The organism is Acinetobacter sp. 1207_04 (assembly GCF_052850415.1).
This window is the reverse complement of record NZ_VXCQ01000021.1, coordinates 1-17,844: the sequence shown is the minus strand read 5'-3', so window position 1 is coordinate 17,844 and position 17,844 is coordinate 1. Positions and strand designations below refer to the sequence as shown.

General features: G+C 36.2%; 12 protein-coding genes and 1 pseudogene. 10 read left to right on the top strand and 3 right to left on the bottom strand.

What is annotated here, in order from left to right:
* Nucleotides 1-95: 95 nt before the first annotated feature.
* From dnaN to FW754_RS15175, 4 genes are all read left to right on the top strand, one after another.
* Nucleotides 96-1,244 (top strand): DNA polymerase III subunit beta, encoded by a 1,149-nt coding sequence (gene dnaN / locus FW754_RS15190; protein WP_419348634.1) that lies wholly within the window; start codon nucleotides 96-98, stop codon nucleotides 1,242-1,244.
* Between the two features lie 28 nt (nucleotides 1,245-1,272).
* Complete coding sequence (recF, locus tag FW754_RS15185) at nucleotides 1,273-2,355, top strand: DNA replication/repair protein RecF (RefSeq protein WP_446325107.1); 1,083 nt, start codon at nucleotides 1,273-1,275, stop codon at nucleotides 2,353-2,355.
* A 52-nt stretch (nucleotides 2,356-2,407) separates the two neighbouring features.
* Complete coding sequence (gene gyrB, locus FW754_RS15180) at nucleotides 2,408-4,876, top strand: DNA topoisomerase (ATP-hydrolyzing) subunit B (protein ID WP_419348640.1); 2,469 nt, start codon at nucleotides 2,408-2,410, stop codon at nucleotides 4,874-4,876.
* Nucleotides 4,877-5,045: 169 nt separating this feature from the next.
* Nucleotides 5,046-5,411 carry a hypothetical protein gene (locus tag FW754_RS15175; protein ID WP_419348643.1) on the top strand — a complete coding sequence of 122 codons (366 nt, stop codon included), beginning with the start codon at nucleotides 5,046-5,048 and terminating at the stop codon, nucleotides 5,409-5,411.
* A 768-nt stretch (nucleotides 5,412-6,179) separates the two neighbouring features.
* On the opposite strand, the gene FW754_RS15170 is transcribed toward FW754_RS15175, so the two are convergent.
* A complete protein-coding gene (locus tag FW754_RS15170) occupies nucleotides 6,180-8,117 on the bottom strand; it encodes an ATP-binding cassette domain-containing protein (protein ID WP_446325106.1) in 1,938 nt (645 codons plus the stop codon).
* Between the two features lie 185 nt (nucleotides 8,118-8,302).
* On the opposite strand from FW754_RS15170, the gene FW754_RS15165 reads away from it, so the two are divergent.
* The 5 genes and pseudogenes from FW754_RS15165 (at nucleotide 8,303) to erpA (ending at nucleotide 13,216) form a co-directional block, all read left to right on the top strand.
* Nucleotides 8,303-9,310, top strand: coding sequence for a putative solute-binding protein (locus tag FW754_RS15165; protein ID WP_409512458.1), 1,008 nt, complete (start codon nucleotides 8,303-8,305; stop codon nucleotides 9,308-9,310).
* A gap of 568 nt (nucleotides 9,311-9,878) precedes the next feature.
* A pseudogene (locus FW754_RS15160) lies at nucleotides 9,879-10,076 on the top strand (putative solute-binding protein); the annotation flags it as partial.
* A 409-nt stretch (nucleotides 10,077-10,485) separates the two neighbouring features.
* Complete coding sequence (locus FW754_RS15155; protein ID WP_409512459.1) at nucleotides 10,486-11,493, top strand: putative solute-binding protein; 1,008 nt, start codon at nucleotides 10,486-10,488, stop codon at nucleotides 11,491-11,493.
* Nucleotides 11,494-11,738: 245 nt separating this feature from the next.
* Nucleotides 11,739-12,743 (top strand): putative solute-binding protein, encoded by a 1,005-nt coding sequence (locus FW754_RS15150; protein ID WP_409512460.1) that lies wholly within the window; start codon nucleotides 11,739-11,741, stop codon nucleotides 12,741-12,743.
* Between the two features lie 137 nt (nucleotides 12,744-12,880).
* Nucleotides 12,881-13,216 (top strand): iron-sulfur cluster insertion protein ErpA, encoded by a 336-nt coding sequence (gene erpA / locus FW754_RS15145; RefSeq protein ID WP_409512461.1) that lies wholly within the window; start codon nucleotides 12,881-12,883, stop codon nucleotides 13,214-13,216.
* Between the two features lie 112 nt (nucleotides 13,217-13,328).
* Here erpA and FW754_RS15140 read toward each other — a convergent pair whose 3' ends face one another.
* Nucleotides 13,329-14,168, bottom strand: coding sequence for an alpha/beta fold hydrolase (locus FW754_RS15140; RefSeq protein WP_446325105.1), 840 nt, complete (start codon nucleotides 14,166-14,168; stop codon nucleotides 13,329-13,331).
* Nucleotides 14,169-14,301: 133 nt separating this feature from the next.
* Entirely contained in the window at nucleotides 14,302-15,429 is a 1,128-nt protein-coding gene (locus FW754_RS15135) for an anhydro-N-acetylmuramic acid kinase (RefSeq protein ID WP_446325104.1), read from the bottom strand.
* A 63-nt stretch (nucleotides 15,430-15,492) separates the two neighbouring features.
* Between FW754_RS15135 and tyrS the strand changes: the two genes are divergently transcribed.
* Nucleotides 15,493-16,725, top strand: coding sequence for a tyrosine--tRNA ligase (gene tyrS / locus FW754_RS15130; RefSeq protein WP_446325103.1), 1,233 nt, complete (start codon nucleotides 15,493-15,495; stop codon nucleotides 16,723-16,725).
* Nucleotides 16,726-17,844 lie beyond the last annotated feature (1,119 nt).

The window sequence follows — 17,844 nt, the reverse complement described above, 5'->3', positions numbered from 1 at the left end:
TCTTAACTTCCAGTTCTTGCAATGCGGCATAATCTGCCGCATAGTACGTCATTCGACAAAAAATTTACCTATATCTAGTTTTAGAGGAATCCATCGTGCGTTTGAAAATCGCGAAAGAAAGCTTAGTTAATGTTTTATCTCATGTAGTGGGTGCTGTTGAACGTCGCCATACTTTAAACATTCTTTCAAACGTAAAAATTCAAGCAAATCAACAAGCTTTAACCATTACAGGTTCAGATTTAGAAGTTGAATTGGTGGCAAGTACAACATTGGCTGATGGTGCATGTTTACAAGCAGGGGAAACCACTGTACCCGCACGTAAGTTGATGGATATCTGTAAATCATTGCCAACGAGCGCATTGATTGATTTACAAATTACCGATGATCAACGCTGTATTTTAAAATCAGGTGCAAGTCGTTTTGTTCTCGGTACTTTACCTGCGGAAGATTACCCATTATTGACCACTGAAAATAGTCAGGGCACGCAAGTTCAGGTTACAGAACGTGAATTGAAACGCTTATTTGAAAAAACATCGTTTGCAATGGCTGTCCAAGATGTTCGTTTTTATTTGACAGGCACGCTGCTTGAGATTGATGAAAATCAATTACGCGCTGTGACAACAGATGGTCACCGTTTGGCATTGTGCGAAACATTGGCATCATCTACAGCAACACAGCCTGTACAGGCGATTGTTCCACGTAAAGCTGTGGGTGAGTTGCAACGTTTACTAAGTATTGAAGATGAACAGTTAACTTTGCTAATTGGTCGTGAATTATTAAACGTCACGATTAATACGCCAAGCCGTGATAAAGAGCAGGGTGATATTACCGTACGTTTCACGACAAAACTGATTGATGGGAAATTTCCTGATTACCGTCGTGTGATTCCACGTGGTGGTGATAAAAAAGTGATTATTGCTCATGATGTTTTTAAGCAATCTTTACAGCGTGTTTCAATTTTAAGTAATGAAAAACTTCGTGGTGTATTCTTAAATTTTGGTGCGGATTCTTTACAGTTGCGTGCTAATAATCCAGAGCAAGATGAAGCAGTTGAAGATTTAGCGATTCAATATGCAGATACACCTATGGAAATGTCATTCAATGCACAATACATTTTAGAAGTTTTAAGTGTTTTGGATGGCGATGATGTGATTATGACCATGACAGAAGCAAACCAATCTGTATTGGTACAAGATCCAACTCAGCAAAATCAAACCTATGTCGTTATGCCGATGCGTGTTTGATTTTTACTCTGATTCTTTACACTAAATCATGCATATTACACGTTTAAATATACAGCGTGTCCGAAACATCAAAACGGTTGCACTCCATGAGTTGCAGCCGTTTAATGTCTTTTATGGGCAGAATGGTTCAGGAAAAACATCGGTTCTTGAGGCAATTCATCTACTTGCAACGGGACGTTCTTTCCGTACGCATATTCCAAAAAATTATATTCAAAATAATACATCTGATGCAATTGTCTTTGCACAATCCTCGACTGAAAAAATCGGTATGCAGAAAATGCAAAGTGGTGAACAGTTTATTAAGGTGAATGGTGATACCGTTGCTACTCAAGGGCAACTTGCAAAAATTCTACCGTTACAACTGATTGATCCGCTGAGTACCGATATTATTGATCATGGGGCAAAGCCTAGACGTCAGTTGCTTGATTGGCTCATGTTTCACGTGGAGCCTGATTTTTATCATGCGTGGCAATATTATTCCAGAGCATTGAAACAACGAAATAGTTTACTGAAAACAAAGCGTCATTTATCTCTACAAGATTTAGAACCGTGGAATAAAATGCTCAGCGACTATGGAGAGATTTTACATTCTCAACGAATGGAAATTGTGGAGCAATGGAAAAAATATTTACAACAAGACCTTGCTGAATTATTACCTCATTTAAATATTCAATTGGAATATAGTGCGGGGTTTCACGTGGAACAGGGTTTGGCTAATGATCTCATTCAGTATCATCAAAAAGATGTCGATCGGCGTTATACCGAATATGGTCCACATCGGGCAGATTTGCGCTTAAAAATGCCTCTAGGTGACGCTGATGTGGTGCTTTCTAGAGGTCAAAAAAAGTTACTAATCATGGCATTAAAACTATCTCAAATCGCCATGTTACATGCCTGTAATAAGGAAACTGTGGTATTATTAGATGATGTGACAGCAGAATTAGATTTAACTGCACAACAGCGTTTAATTAAGCGTTTAAGCCAATTGGGTAGTCAGGTTTTTATGACCACACTAGACCATGACTCAGTCAAAAAACATTTACATGATTTGTCTATTTCATATCGATTATTTTATGTTGACCACGGTCAAGTTCAGGCTGTTGTGCCATGATTTTATATTTTAGCCAGATTTGGACAGACCCACTTTTTATTAGGGAGAAACCATGAGTTCAGAAGATCAATCAGCATCTCAAACAGAACAAACCACTGCAAAGGCTTATGACTCTTCCAGTATCAAAGTTTTACGTGGATTGGACGCTGTACGTAAACGTCCAGGCATGTACATTGGTGACACTGATGATGGTTCAGGCTTGCATCATATGGTTTTTGAAGTGGTCGATAATGCCATTGATGAAGCTTTAGCAGGTTATTGTGACGAGATTAAAGTTACGATTCATGAGGATGAGTCGGTTAGTGTATCGGACAATGGTCGTGGTATTCCAACCGATATTCACCCAGAAGAAGGCGTATCCGCAGCAGAAGTAATTTTAACGATTCTGCATGCAGGCGGTAAATTTGACGATAACAGTTATAAGGTTTCAGGTGGTTTGCACGGTGTTGGTGTATCCGTTGTAAATGCACTTTCAAGCAAACTTGAATTGACTATTCAGCGTGCTGGGCATATTCACCAACAAGAATATAAACATGGCGATTCTGTTTATCCGCTTAAAGTCATTGGCGATACAACTGAAACAGGTACTACTGTTCGTTTTTGGCCAAGCGCTGAAACGTTTAGCCAAACTATTTTTAATGTCGATATTTTAGCGCGTCGTTTACGAGAGCTTTCATTTTTGAATGCAGGCGTACGTATTGTACTTGCGGATAATCGTATTGGATCTGAGCATGTATTCGATTACGAAGGTGGTTTGTCTGAGTTTGTAAAATATATCAATCAGGGCAAAACACATCTGAATGACATTTTCCATTTCACCACAATGGCAGATAATGGCATTGGTGTTGAAGTTGCATTACAGTGGAATGATACTTATCAGGAAAATGTTCGTTGCTTTACCAATAACATTCCTCAAAAAGATGGTGGTACGCATCTTGCCGGTTTCCGTGCAGCTTTAACACGTGGCTTAAACAGCTATATGGAAAGTGAAAACTTACTCAAAAAAGAGAAAGTTGCTGTTTCAGGTGATGATGCGCGTGAAGGTTTAACGGCAATTGTTTCAGTGAAGGTACCTGATCCAAAGTTCTCCTCACAAACCAAAGAAAAATTGGTTTCAAGTGAAGTAAAAACGGCTGTTGAGCAAGCGATGAATAAATCGTTCTCTGAATATCTTTTAGAGAACCCTGCAGCAGCCAAATCGATTGCGGGTAAAATCATTGATGCGGCACGTGCACGTGATGCTGCTCGTAAAGCGCGTGAATTAACTCGTCGTAAAAGTGTATTAGATATTGCTGGATTGCCAGGTAAGTTAGCAGATTGCCAAGAAAAAGATCCTGCACTTTCTGAATTATACTTAGTCGAAGGTGACTCTGCGGGTGGTTCTGCGAAGCAGGGACGTAACCGTAAGATGCAAGCCATTCTTCCGTTAAAAGGTAAAATCCTGAACGTAGAGCGTGCACGCTTTGACAAAATGATTTCATCGCAAGAAGTGGGTACGCTTATTACTGCACTCGGTTGTGGTATTGGTCGTGAAGAATATAATCCCGATAAATTGCGTTATCATAAAATCATTATTATGACCGATGCGGACGTGGATGGTTCACACATTCGTACTTTACTTCTGACTTTCTTCTTCCGTCAAATGCCTGAACTTGTAGAACGTGGTTATATTTATATTGCACAACCACCGTTATATAAACTTAAAAAGGGTAAGCAAGAGCAGTATCTTAAAGATAATGATGCACTTGAAACTTACCTTATTTCAAATGCGATTGATGAACTGAATTTACATATTAGTGCAGAAGCACCTGCTATTCGTGGTGATGCACTAGCTAAAGTGATTGCTGATTATCAAACGTCACAAAAGAGTATTCAGCGTTTAACAGTACGCTATCCAGCGAGTTTATTAGATGGTTTGCTTGAGTTGGAAGGCTTTAAGCTTGATCAGAATCATGATGAGTCGTATGTGAAGCAATGGGGCGAGAAATTGGCTGTAGCTATTGCTCAAAATCAGCCTTCATTGCGTCCTGAAATTACATTAGAGCCGTTTGATAAAGAACATGCAGATGGCACGAAAGTGACACACTTTTGGCCACGTGTAACGATTTATGTTCATAATTTGCCACATCATTATTTACTTGATCAGGGCTTACTTGCATCAAATGAATACAAGCGTTTACTACAAAACTCGAAGAGTTGGTTTACTTTACTTGAAGATGGCGCTTATTTGCAAAAAGGTGAGAAGAAAATTAATGTTGCTACATTCCATCAGGTTTGGCAGCATATTTTGTCTGATTCACGTCGTGGCATGATGATCCAGCGTTATAAAGGTCTGGGTGAGATGAATGCTGAACAGCTTTGGGAAACGACAATGGATCCTGAAAATCGTAATATGCTTCAAGTGACCATTGATGATGCGATTGAAGCAGATCGTATGTTCTCTTGTTTGATGGGTGATGACGTAGAACCGCGTCGTGCATTCATTGAAGAAAATGCTTTAAATGCAGATATTGATGCTTAATTGAGCATTAATTCTGCAAAAACCCCGAATAGTTAACTCTCTCGGGGTTTTCTTTTATTTGAATAAAAGTGTCTTCGTAGCGCAATATTTCTTTTATGAAAATGACTTATTTTTATGGCATATTGAATCATCAATCTCTAGATTATTATAAAATAAGAGGCTAAGTATAATGGATAGACAATTAGAACAAACCCGAGATGGTTGGATTAATGCTTTTTTTACGGGAAATTATGAAGTTTTAGTGCAGTTTGAAGCACCATCATTTAAGGTAATTTATGAAAAAGAAGGGATTACTGAAAGTAGTGTAACTCGCTATGAAAAAATTGCACATGCGGTTAAAAATGGTGTGTGGAAGCCACAAAAACCTGAAATTTCGAGTGAGGAATTTGAGTTTGATCGTGAGCAAACTCATTGTAAAGTGACTTTGGAGCTTGAAAATGAATTACGTCAAATTCAAGAATTATGGATCTATGATTCGGATTGGAAAATTATAGAGCTTCGCTTTTGTAAGGTGAGAAAAGTTCAAAATATATAAGTGATTTAAATGGTGTGTGAGTGAGAAAAACATTGTATGGACAGTGTTTTTTTTGCTTAAAAATTTGATTATTGCTTAATATCGTTTATTTGATATGTCTAATGAGCGTATTTTTTGTAGTAAGAGTTTTTTATGGTAAGGAATTAAGAATACTCAAATTTACTTCCTAAGTAGCTAGAAAATCTCTTTAAAAAGCGATAATAGTGAGTGTTATTCGTCAGAATTGTATGTATTTTAATCAAAAATAAAGCTAAAATAATAAAAAATAAGTGTAGAAAATTATTCTAATAATAAAAAAGTAGCAGTTTTATGCCATTCATATTCATAAATAGTTTTGTATCAGAGAGAAATTTAAAAATATAAAACAAAAAATCAACACTTATCCACAGGTATTATTTATTGATATATAAATGGTATCGGAATTAATTTTAAATTTAAATTATATTTTTATGCATTGTGGATAACATGATTTCCTTGAGAGTTAAGGAGATGAAGGTATTTAGTTATATTGTTTTAAATGCATTAGTTAAGTTGAAATAAAGAATGTTAAAAATGTTCCACGGAAATATATAAATAAAAGTTATGTATTTTTTTTGAAATAAAATCAAATACTTGATCTTAATATTGTTTTATATTAAAGGGGATTCAGGTCAGCAGAGTCATTAAATAAAATATTCATTTTGTAAATAAGAGTGATATTTATTTTTTTACATTTTTCGATAATAAAAAAAGCCGCTAAATAGCGGCTTTTAAGCACAAAATGAAAAATTATTCAAAAGAGCTTTCGAGCTCTTCCAATTCCATCATCAGTTCTAACATTTTTTCTTCAGATTTTTCTAATTTACCCTTGAGGACACTTTGTTCATCCATTAATTTTAGTAAATCATTTTTACGATGGACTTCATACAGTGCTGAATCACCAAGTAAGGTTTCAATTTCTGCTAAACGAGGCTGGATTTTACTAACTTCAGCTTCAATTTTTTCGATATTTTTACGAATCGGACGACTCAGCTCTCTTTGACGAGCAGCTTCTTTACGTTGTGCCTCTTTATCGCCTTTATTTGAAGATGCTGTTTTCTCAATGACTTGAGATTTAACAGGTTCAGCAGGTTTTTGACCATTTTTCATCATGTCGATACGAGCTTGGCGTAACCAATCTGCATAAGCAACCAAATCGCCATCAAATTCACGGCTTTCACCGCCATGAACTAAAATAAGCTCATCACAAACACTCGCCACCAATTGACGTTCATGCGAAACCAAAACCACAGCACCTTCAAAGTCGGTGAGTGCCATAGTCAAAGCATGGCGCATATCTAAGTCTAAATGGTTGGTCGGTTCATCGAGAATCAAAACATTTGGGCGTTGCCATACAATGAGAGCCAAAGCCAAACGTGCACGTTCACCGCCTGAGAAGCTTTCACTTGGTGTATCCATACGTTCGCCACTAAAACCAAAGCTCCCTAAGAATGAACGTAAGCTTGCTTCACTGATTTTTTTATCGGCAATACGTGCCAATTGCAACATTGGACTCGCATTACCATCCAAAGCATCCATTTGATGCTGTGCAAAATAACCAATATTCAGCAGTTCAGAGTCTTTACGAAGACCTTGCATGAGCTGTAAATCACCAACTAAAGATTTGATTAATGTCGATTTACCTGCACCATTCATCCCGAGTAAACCAATACGACTAGTCGGTGTAATTTGTAAATTCACATTGGTGACAATCAGTTTTTCACCATAACCAATATCTGCATGTTCAAGCTCAAGTAATGGTGAGCTCATTTTTGTTGGTTCGCGGAAACTAAAGGTAAATGGTGTATCCACATGTGCAGCAGAAAGTTCTTGCATGCGTTCAAGCTGTTTAATACGGCTTTGTGCTTGTTTAGCTTTGGTTGCTTGTGCTTTAAAACGATCGATATATTTTTGTAAATGCGCACGAGTTTCAAGCTGCTTTTCATACGCTTGTTGTTGTTGCGCTAGGCGTTCACTACGAGTACGTTCAAAGGTAGAGTAGTTCCCTGTATAGAGAGTTAATTCTTGATTTTCAATATGTAAAATATGATCAGTAATGGCATCTAAGAAATCACGGTCATGTGAAATGAGTACCAATGTACCTTCGTAGGCTTTCAGCCAATCTTCTAACCATAAAATAGCATCTAAATCTAAATGGTTAGTCGGTTCATCAAGTAATAATAAGTCTGAACGGCTCATGAGGGTGCGTGCGAGGTTCAAACGCATGCGCCAACCACCAGAAAAACTCGAAACATCAAGTTGTGATTGATGTTCAAAGAAACCTAGTCCTGCCATGAGTTGTGATGCTTTTGAGGGTGCTGTATAACCATCAATTTCATCAAAACGTCCATATAAATGTGCAAGTTCATTGTCATCTAAGTTTTCAGGATGATCGAGTTTGTTTTGAATTTCCCAAAATTCTTCATCGCCTGAAAGTACAAAATCAATGGCTTTCATGTCTAAGGCTTTAATTTCTTGCGCCATGTGTGCAACGGTCCAAACTGCTGGACGAGTTAAAGAGCCACCATCAGATTCCATACCACCTAAAAGTGCAGAGAAAAGCGTTGATTTACCTGCACCATTGACACCTGTCAAACCAATCTTCCAGCCTGGATGGAGTTGCATAGACGCTTTTTGAAATAAAATTCGTCCGCCACGGCGAATCGAAAGTTGGTCGAGCTGAATCATGAAACGTCATTCTTTTGAACACAAGGTTGGCTATTTTAAAGGATATCTTGAGTAAAACAAAAAAAATTATAAAAGATTGAGTTATCGTTACTTATCGGAAAATAGAGCAAAGGCTCTATTTTTGTGGGAAAAAGTGATTTATTGTTAATTTGTATAAAATACAATCAAAAGTATAAGGAAATACAATGAAAAATGGCGTACTTGCATTGGCTGTCTTAATATCAATGGGAATGACAAGCACTGCTCAGGCAAAACAAGATGTATGTGTATTTGATTTACTGGGCAAGGCCGGTGAATCTTATAAAATGATGGAAGAATGGCGTTTAGCAGCTAAAGGATGGAACGCAGATATTCAATTAATCGCTTATCAGAATGAAGAGCGCGCAGACGAAGATTTTAAAGCAGGTAAGTGTGATGCTGTTTATATGACCACTATGCGTGCACGATCTTATAATAAATTTGCTGGCTCAGTCGATGCATTAGGTGGAGTACCAAGTAATGCAATTGCACAAAAAGCGATTATTTATGTCCTTGATAAACGTAATATAAAGCGTTTAAAAACCAATATTGATGGTGTGGATTATGAAGTCGGTGGTATTGGGCAAATTGGTCCTGCCTATATTTTTGTAAAAGATAAAAGAATCAATACGATTGAAAAAGGTGTGGGGAAGCGATTCGCTGTTCTTGAATACGATAAAGCCCAAATTGCAATGGTAAAACGTGTGGGAGCAATACCTGTACCTTCTGATGTTTCTGATTTTGTCGCAAAGTTTAATAAAGGTCAGGCAGATATGGTTGGGGCACCTGCTTATGCTTATAAACCTTTAGAAATTGAGAAGGGTTTAGGTCAAACAGGTGCAATGGTTGATTTTCCTGTGCTTAATGTCACTGCTGATTTAATTTTTAATACAGCCAAATTTCCTATGGGTTTTGGTGAACGATCTAGAACTTGGTTTATTAAACAATTACCTCGTCAATTTGCTATGGTAAAGCGCCTTGAAGATGGTATTCCTGCTAAGTATCGGATAGATTTGAGTAAAGAAGAGCGAGAAAAATACCAAAAATTACTCAGAGATGGTCGGATTGAACTGACCAAACAAGGCATTTATGATGCAAGTATGATGTCGGTGTTAAAACGTGCACGTTGCTCAGTCGATCGCACCAATTTTGAATGCTCATTGGGTGGAGAATAATCGCTTAATTCATACCTAATTTTTGATCATTTCTGAACTAATTCAAAGCCTTTTGAAATTTAATTTTAAAAGGCTCTTTTTTTGAAGTATGAAGTTAAACATACTGTTGTTTAATTTTAATTATTTTATATATTAAAATATCTTTATATTATGAAAAATCAGATGATTTAAAATTTACATCTTTAAATAAGTTTAATTAACTGATAATCATCAATAAAATAAAAAAATCTCAAATTTAAATGTGCGCTTTATCGGAAAAAATGTAAGACACCTTTTTTGCAAAATAAGTCACATTATATTTATAAATTGAAAAAAATTACATTAAAAAACATTTCAACCTCTATCTTGTAATTTGATGAGTTTGTAAGACTAAAATAATTTTAGAATTAATGTAAACATAAAAATATTAGGTGTGATTTTAATTGATGGATTCATTCTTCGTGAGAGCTTTAACGAAAATGTATAATAAAAAGGTAAATAGTTGAAAATTTTGAATAAATTAATAATACTCGGTTTGAGTGGTGTATTTTTACCGCAGATTGCTCAAGCGAAGTAATCAGTTTGCGTTATGGAAGCTGAAATTCCTGCTAAATATAAACTCGATATTTCAGCTAAAGATAAACTCCGCTATCAAAAATTACTTCGTGATGGACGTATAGAGCTCACTAAAAATGGTGTGTATGATGCAATGATGATGTCTGTTTTAAAACGTGCACGTTGTATTATTGAACGAACCAACTTTGAGTGTTCGTTAAGTGGTGAATAATAGGAATGAGTAAAAAATTTGAAAATATCGGGACATTCAATAAAATACAGTTATTACGACAATAAAAATTGGCTTATTTTATATACTTTTAGAATATTTTGTTCTTCAGGTTAATTTTTATAAAGTTGAGTACTGTATTGGCGTAATTGCTTATTTCATCATTAAAAATGAATAATTTTATAAATTCCTATGTAAAGACTATGCGATGAAACTGTGAGTTCTTGCAAAGAATATAGAAAAATTGTAAAACTGAATGTACAGTCAAAACATAAGTATATGAAAAATATTAATAAATAAAATGTCTAAAAAAAATGGAGCAAATGCTCTATTTTTTTTATATAAAGCTGATTAATATTGCGCATATGGAGCGTTCTGTATTCCTGAACAATAAATCGAAAAGGATGTAATTATGAAAAAAATTGCCTTAGCAATTGCTGCAACAACAGTGGTCGGTTTTGCATCATCTGCACAAGCTGCTGTCAATGTATGCGTATTTGACTTGTTAGGTAAGTCTGGCGAATCGTATCAAATGGCTCAGGAATGGGCGCTTTCTGCTAAATCTTGGGGTGCTGATGTTGTTTTACTACCTAAGCAAGATGAAGCAGTAGCGGACAATGATTTCAAAGCAGGTAAATGTGATGGCGTATTTATGACCGCAATGCGCGCACGTCAATACAATAAATTTGCAGGTTCAATTGATTCTATTGGTGGTGTTCCAAGTAATGCGATTGCACAAAAAGCAATTACTTTTGCCTTAGATCCACGTAATGCTGCAAAAATGACGACAACGCTTGGTGGAAAAAAATATGAAGTTGCAGGTATTGCCCCACTAGGTTCTGCATTTATATTTGTACGTGATAAAAGTATCAATTCGATTGAAAAAGCAGCAGGTAAGAAATTTGCTGTTTTAAGCTATGATAATGCTCAAAAAATACTTGTACAGCGTGTTGGTGCACAAGCAGTTCCTTCGGATATTACTAATTTTGTTGCAAAATTTAACAATGGTCAAGTCGATATGGTTGGTGCGCCAGCTTATGCCTACAAACCTCTTGAAATTCAAAAAGGTCTAGGTACAAACGGTGCAATGTTTAACTTTCCGGTATTACAAGTAACAGCAGATTTTGTCATTCGTCCTGAGAAATTTCCAGCAGGTTTTGGTCAAAAATCGCGTGATTATTTTGTAAAAAATTTGCCAAAAAGCTTTGCTATGATCAATCGCTTGGAAGCGACTATTCCTGCAAAATACAAAATGAACCTAACGCCTGAAGATAAATTGAAATACCAAAAGTTGATGCGTGACGGTCGTTTGGAACTGACGAAACAAGGCATCTATGATGCAGGTATGATGTCTGTATTGAAAAAAGCACGTTGTTCTGTCGATAAAGCGAATTTTGAGTGTTCACTTGGCGGTGAATAATAATTAAGATTATTGATTTTTAATAAAAAGTCTAGATTTCGATCTAGACTTTTTAAATTGTATTTTCATGTCATTCTTGCCATTGTGGTTGCTCTTAAATCCAGTATTCTTGTGATGAAAAGTAGAGACTTTGTATTATGTGATCAGATATAAAGTTGTATTTATTGTCTATGCCTACGCTCATTTGGATGATTAGGGCAGATCATGAATAATTAAAAGAGATGATCAAGGAAAGGAAAAAAATAATGAAATTATCCAAAGCTTTATTACTGTCAGCAGGGCTTATGGCAACTGCTTCAGCAACTCAAGCAAAGCAAGTGATGTGTGTATTTGACCTAGTAGGTAAAAGTGGTGATGTTTATACTTTAATGAAAGATTATCAGCTTGCTGCCAAAAGTTGGGGGGCTGATATTGAGTTACGTGTAAATCAAAATGAAGCGGTGATTGCAGAAGATTTTAAAGCGGGTAAATGTGACGGTATTAGTGTGACGGGTATGCGTGGTCGTCAGTTTAATAACTTTACAGGTTCTTTAGATGCAATTGGTGCTATTCCTGATGTAAACCTTGCGGTAAAAGTGATGCAAGGTCTTTCAACTCCTGCATTTGCAAAATACATGACTAGTGGTCAATATGAAGTAGTCGGTGTTATTCCTGTCGGCGATGCTTATCTTATGGTTAATGACCGTAGTATTAATACCGTTGCAAAAGCGGCAGGTAAGAAAATAGCAGTACTTGATTATGATCAAGCACAAAAAATTATGGTTCAGCAAATCGGTGCACAGGCGGTAAGTGCTGATGTAACTAACTTTGGTGCAAAGTTTAACAATGGTCAGGTCGACATTATTGGTGCACCTGCTGCTGTATTTAAACCGTTAGAATTACATAAAGGTTTAGGTACCAAAGGTGCGATTGTCAATTATCCAATTTTGCAAATTACGGGTAATTTGATTATTCGCCCAGATAAATTCCCAGCAGGTTTTGGTCAAAAATCGCGTGATTGGGTAAAATCACAATTACCACGTGCTAACGGTATTATTGGAAAAATGAAGGCTGATATTCCTGCTAAATATTGGATGCAAGTTCCTGCAGGTGATCAACCAGGTTATCAAAAGTTGATGCGTGAATCACGTATTAGCTTGACCAAGCAAGGTGTATATAACAAACAAATGATGAAGTTTTTGTGGCAGTTCCGCTGTAAACAAAATCCGAAAAACTTTGAATGCGCACTTCAGGACGAAAACTACAAGTAAGCTCAAATATATTCAGAGTCTTTTACTCTGAATAAACTTTAAAGTTCGTAGACTGACCATATATTGAGTATGTTATTATACTGAATATATGGTTTTGTCTTTTTAGAACCATCCAGATTGTTTGAGGAAAACCGATCATGAATGCACAAGTGCTTGAGATGACTGATAATGCTGCAAATAAAGTTCGCCAGCTACGTGATAGCGAGGGGAATCAAGATTTGATGTTACGAGTTTATGTGACAGGTGGCGGTTGTTCAGGTTTTTCTTATGGCTTTAATTTTGCAGAAAGCCAAAATGAAGATGATGCCGAATTTTCGAATGGCGATGTGAAAATGCTCGTAGACTCATTGAGTTATCAGTATTTAGTCGGTTCAAAAGTAGATTATCTTGAAGGTTTAGAAGGTTCACGTTTTATTGTAGATAATCCAAATGCAACGACTACATGTGGTTGTGGATCATCATTCTCAATCTAAAATATATGTTGATGTACTGACTGACGAATGAAATAAAAAAGCCCTCAAATAACGAGGGCTTTTTTATGGATTTTATTTGAGTGTGAAATGGTTAAGCGTAAAAATAGGTATGTTATTGAATGCTCGCTAATACATGTTGTGTAAGTTCTTGGGCATTTTGTACAGGAATCCAATGTGTAGCATCCATAATCACTTCTTGGTACGGTGCTTCCACATAGTCTTTATTGAGTTTTACACTTTTTTCACCAATTGCTGTGTCATGTTTGCCCCAAATAAATAAAGTCGGTACAGTCACAGGTTTCGTTAAATTTTTATTTGAACTAAATGGCAGGGCACGATACCAATTCAATGCTGTACTTAGGCGTTTGTCTTGTACCATTTCTTTTTGAAAATCTTTCAATTGTTGCTCATTCATTCCTGAATTTTTTAATAAACCTAGACCAATTCTTGGCAATTTTTCAAAGAGTAGTTCTGGGATTTTAGGTAGTTGGAATAGTCCAATATAATATGATTTGAAAAGCTGATTACTACTGAGCATTGAACGCATAAATGCTGCTTTATGTGGTACTGAAATAGTAATGAGATGCTTAATTTTTTCAGGATAAGTTTGTGCTATTTCCCACGCAACAACTGCACCCCAGTCATGTCCCATCAAATAAGCAGGTTCCTGAATAATATCAAGTAAAGTATTAATATCTTTAACTAACGCTGAGCTACGATAGTCACGACGTTTCGAGGGTTGTGCACCAAGACTATATCCACGTTGGTTGACTGCAAAAGTACGGTAGCCTTGCTGATTGAGAATTTCAGCAGTGTGTTGCCAACTTTGATTGGTTTCGGGAAATCCATGCAGTAATACAAACGGCTTTCCATCTAAAGGACCACGATCTATCACATCAAAAGTCAGTCCATCTCTTTGGTATTGTTCGATGCGTTGTTGTTTCACGTTCATTGTGGAATATTCTCAAAATTATTTTTATTGATAGTGGCAGTTTTATATTTTTTGTTCACAGCAGTACAGGACAGGCAATAGGCTTTATAGGTCGATCATTGTTCTACAATTTTCGACCTATAACTCAACTATTTTAAACAAAAGTAATTGTACCTAAAATACGATCACCTTTAGCACCTGTCACATTAGGAAGATTACCACTGAGATGTTGATCTGAGCGCATTGCTAACCATGCAAAAGCAGTCGCTTCAACCCAAGTTGGTGCAAGTCCGAGTGCAGACGTTGTTTGCACAGACCAATTATGTTTGCGTAAACGCCAACGGAGTTGTTCAAGCAAGTGTGAATTATATGCACCGCCACCACAGACATAGACTTCACCAGTGTCCATATTTGAACGATAAATGGCTTTTTTAATTGCACGAGTAGTCAGTTTTAGTAAAGTTGCTTGTACATTTTCAGGTGTATCTTCGAGTTCATCATATTCAAGATCATTGCGCCAATCTGTAATTTTTTCATCTAACCATTCAAGATTAAAGTCTTCACGTCCTGTACTTTTTGGGGGTTCTTTGGAGAAATATTCATGTGACTGTAAACGATCAAGTAGGCTACGAATTGGTTGTCCATACGCTGCCCAATTACCATTTTCATCATAAGGTTGGCCCGTATAGCGGTGACACCATGCATCCATCAAAATATTGGCAGGTCCTGTATCAAAACCATAAACAGCATTGGGTTGACCTGCGGGCAACATGCTGACATTGGCAATACCACCTAAGTTTAAAATCACCCGATGAATACTTTCATGTTGAAAGAGTGCTTGGTGAAATGCAGGAACTAAGGGTGCTCCTTGACCACCTGCTGCCATATCACGACGTCTAAAATCGGAAATTACTGGAATTTGCGTGATTTCAGTAATGATGTTGGGATCACCAATTTGTAAGGTAAAACCATGTTCAGGACGATGACGAATGGTTTGCCCATGTGAACCAATGGCTTTAATTTGAGCTTTATCTAGATTATTTTCAGCAATCAATTGGTTTACGCCGTGTCCAATCATAGCAGCCAAAGCCACATCAGCTTTACCCATGCGGTCAATTTCATTGTCATCAGGTAACGTGAGTTCCATCAATTCATCACGTAAATGAGGATCGAAAGGTACGGTTAATGTTGCATGAATGTGGAGTGGATTAAATGAAGCAGCAACAAAATCGACGCCGTCCATGCTCGTGCCCGTCATTACGCCAATATAGATTGTTGTCATGAAATATACTTCGCCTGCATTGTGCTGAAAAAGTGTTAGTATATCGCACAAATTGAACAACATATGTATTTGGGTTTTGTGATGTCAAATTTCCTGCCAGCCGAAGAACAACTTGCCCTCATTCAACGAGGTACACACGAAATTATTTCTGAAGAGGATCTTTTAAAGAAACTCAAAAAAAATCGTCCTTTAAAAATTAAGGCGGGCTTTGATCCTACAGCGCCAGATTTGCACTTAGGTCATACCGTTTTAATCAATAAATTAAAAACGTTCCAAGACTTAGGTCATGATGTGACATTCTTGATTGGTGATTACACTGCCATGATTGGTGATCCAACAGGAAAGAGCGCAACCCGTCCACCATTGTCACGTGAACAAGTATTAGAGAATGCTAAAACCTATCAAGAACAAGTTTTTAAAATTCTTGATCCTGCTAAAACGAAAGTACGTTTTAACTCAGAATGGTTTGCAGAAAAATCTGCGGCTGATTTGATTCAGTTGGCTTCACAGCAAACTGTGGCGCGTATGCTTGAACGTGATGATTTCACCAAGCGTTATAACAACCATCAGCCGATTGCAATTCATGAGTTTTTGTATCCATTGGTACAAGGTTATGACTCGGTTGCACTTGAAGCCGATGTTGAGTTGGGTGGTACAGATCAAACCTTTAACTTATTGATGGGACGTACACTTCAAGGTCGTTATGATCAAGAAGCGCAAGTGTGTATTACTGTACCCATTCTTGAAGGTTTGGATGGTGTAAATAAGATGTCTAAATCTTTAGGCAACTATATTGGCGTATTTGATGCACCGGGTGCGATGTATCAAAAAGTCCTTTCTATGCCAGATAGCCTAATTGAACGCTATTTTGATTTACTCAGCTTCAAATCATTAGATGAAATTGCGGTTCTATTGAAAGAGGTTGAAGAAGGTCGTAATCCTCAAGATGTGAAGAAAATTCTTGCACTGGAATTGGTTGAACGTTTCCACGGTACTGAAGCTGCTGAACATGCCCACAAAGGAGCAGGTAACTTAATTACTGAAGGTGAACTTCCTGAAGGAACGCCTGAAGTAACCATTTCACGTGGTGAGTTTGGTGGTGAAGTTTCGATTATTTCAATTCTTCGTGCCGCAGGCTTAACCAAAAATTCAGCTCAATCTAAAGATGCTGTTGGTCGTGGTGCAGTTAAGGTTGATTGGAATGTAGTTGATGCAGGCTTTATGGTCAAAGAAAATGGTACTTTGATTATTCAGGCAAGTAAGAAAGCAATTGCGAAAGTAACCTTTACTGATTAAGGTAATTTGTTGTTAAGTAATTGAAAAATAAAGGCTGCCAAAAGGTGGCCTTTTTGTATATTTCTTTATCTCTATTAAATATATTGTCATAAAAAAAACATCTATAAAAACAGTGATTAATTTTTTCTATTTTGATTGCATTTGCTAAATAATCTGATTATATTAAGTAACGAAAATTGTGGTTTAAATCACATTTCAGAGGGCACAAGTACAAAATAATAATAACTGCGAAATAATCGGTCAAATCACTAGATTTGACTTTAATAGGGGAATGATTTTGGGAGAGATCGTTTCCCTTTTTCTTTGTTATATGATTCTAAAGTGTCATATCAATCAACTTTCCTTTTCTTAGATTCTATTTGGATCGATTTTTTTGATCGCAAAAAACTATAGCAAAATAGCGATTGTTCCACGTGGAGTGAGCTATCTGATAAAAACTTAAGTATGAAAATGATTTATCATTAATGAGAAAATAGGGTTTAGCTTTGTGCAGATATTTATTCAACAATACTATAAAGCGACAATCGTTATGCTATGAATAAAAGTTAGGACTATAATATTTTTACTTGTGGTTTTGGTTTAATATATTGATATTTAAAAAATTATTATATTTTTCAAGGGTATTTTTATAAACAAAAAAGCAATCCTTGATCTGCAATTTTTTTCCATAAATAGTCGTGATAAAAAAGAAGAGACTTTCAATAAGATGTGTAGCTTAAATATAACTATTTTATAATTTATAAAAACTACATGGTTACTCTAGCGTTTACATGAGTAGGAAATAAAAAATTATATCTAATATGGGATAGAGCTATAAAAAAGATTTAAAAATAAGTTAATGCATCTATATATGGATCTAAAAGTGATTTAGAAGACTAAACTTCTACTAGATCACTTTTAAAAACTAGCTTCTATTTATAAATAGGCACTGAAGTGATAGTAGGAATATTGGGATTTTAAATATTTGAGAAAATTGTAGTGTTTCCTATTTTTTATATTTTTAAGGTATGACGATATTGGTATAAGAAAATCAAAAGCCTTATATAGGTATTTTAAAATGCAACTATTTTACTAGAGTAAAAAAGAGCTTGATGTTGAAAGATTAGTTGAATTTGGGGT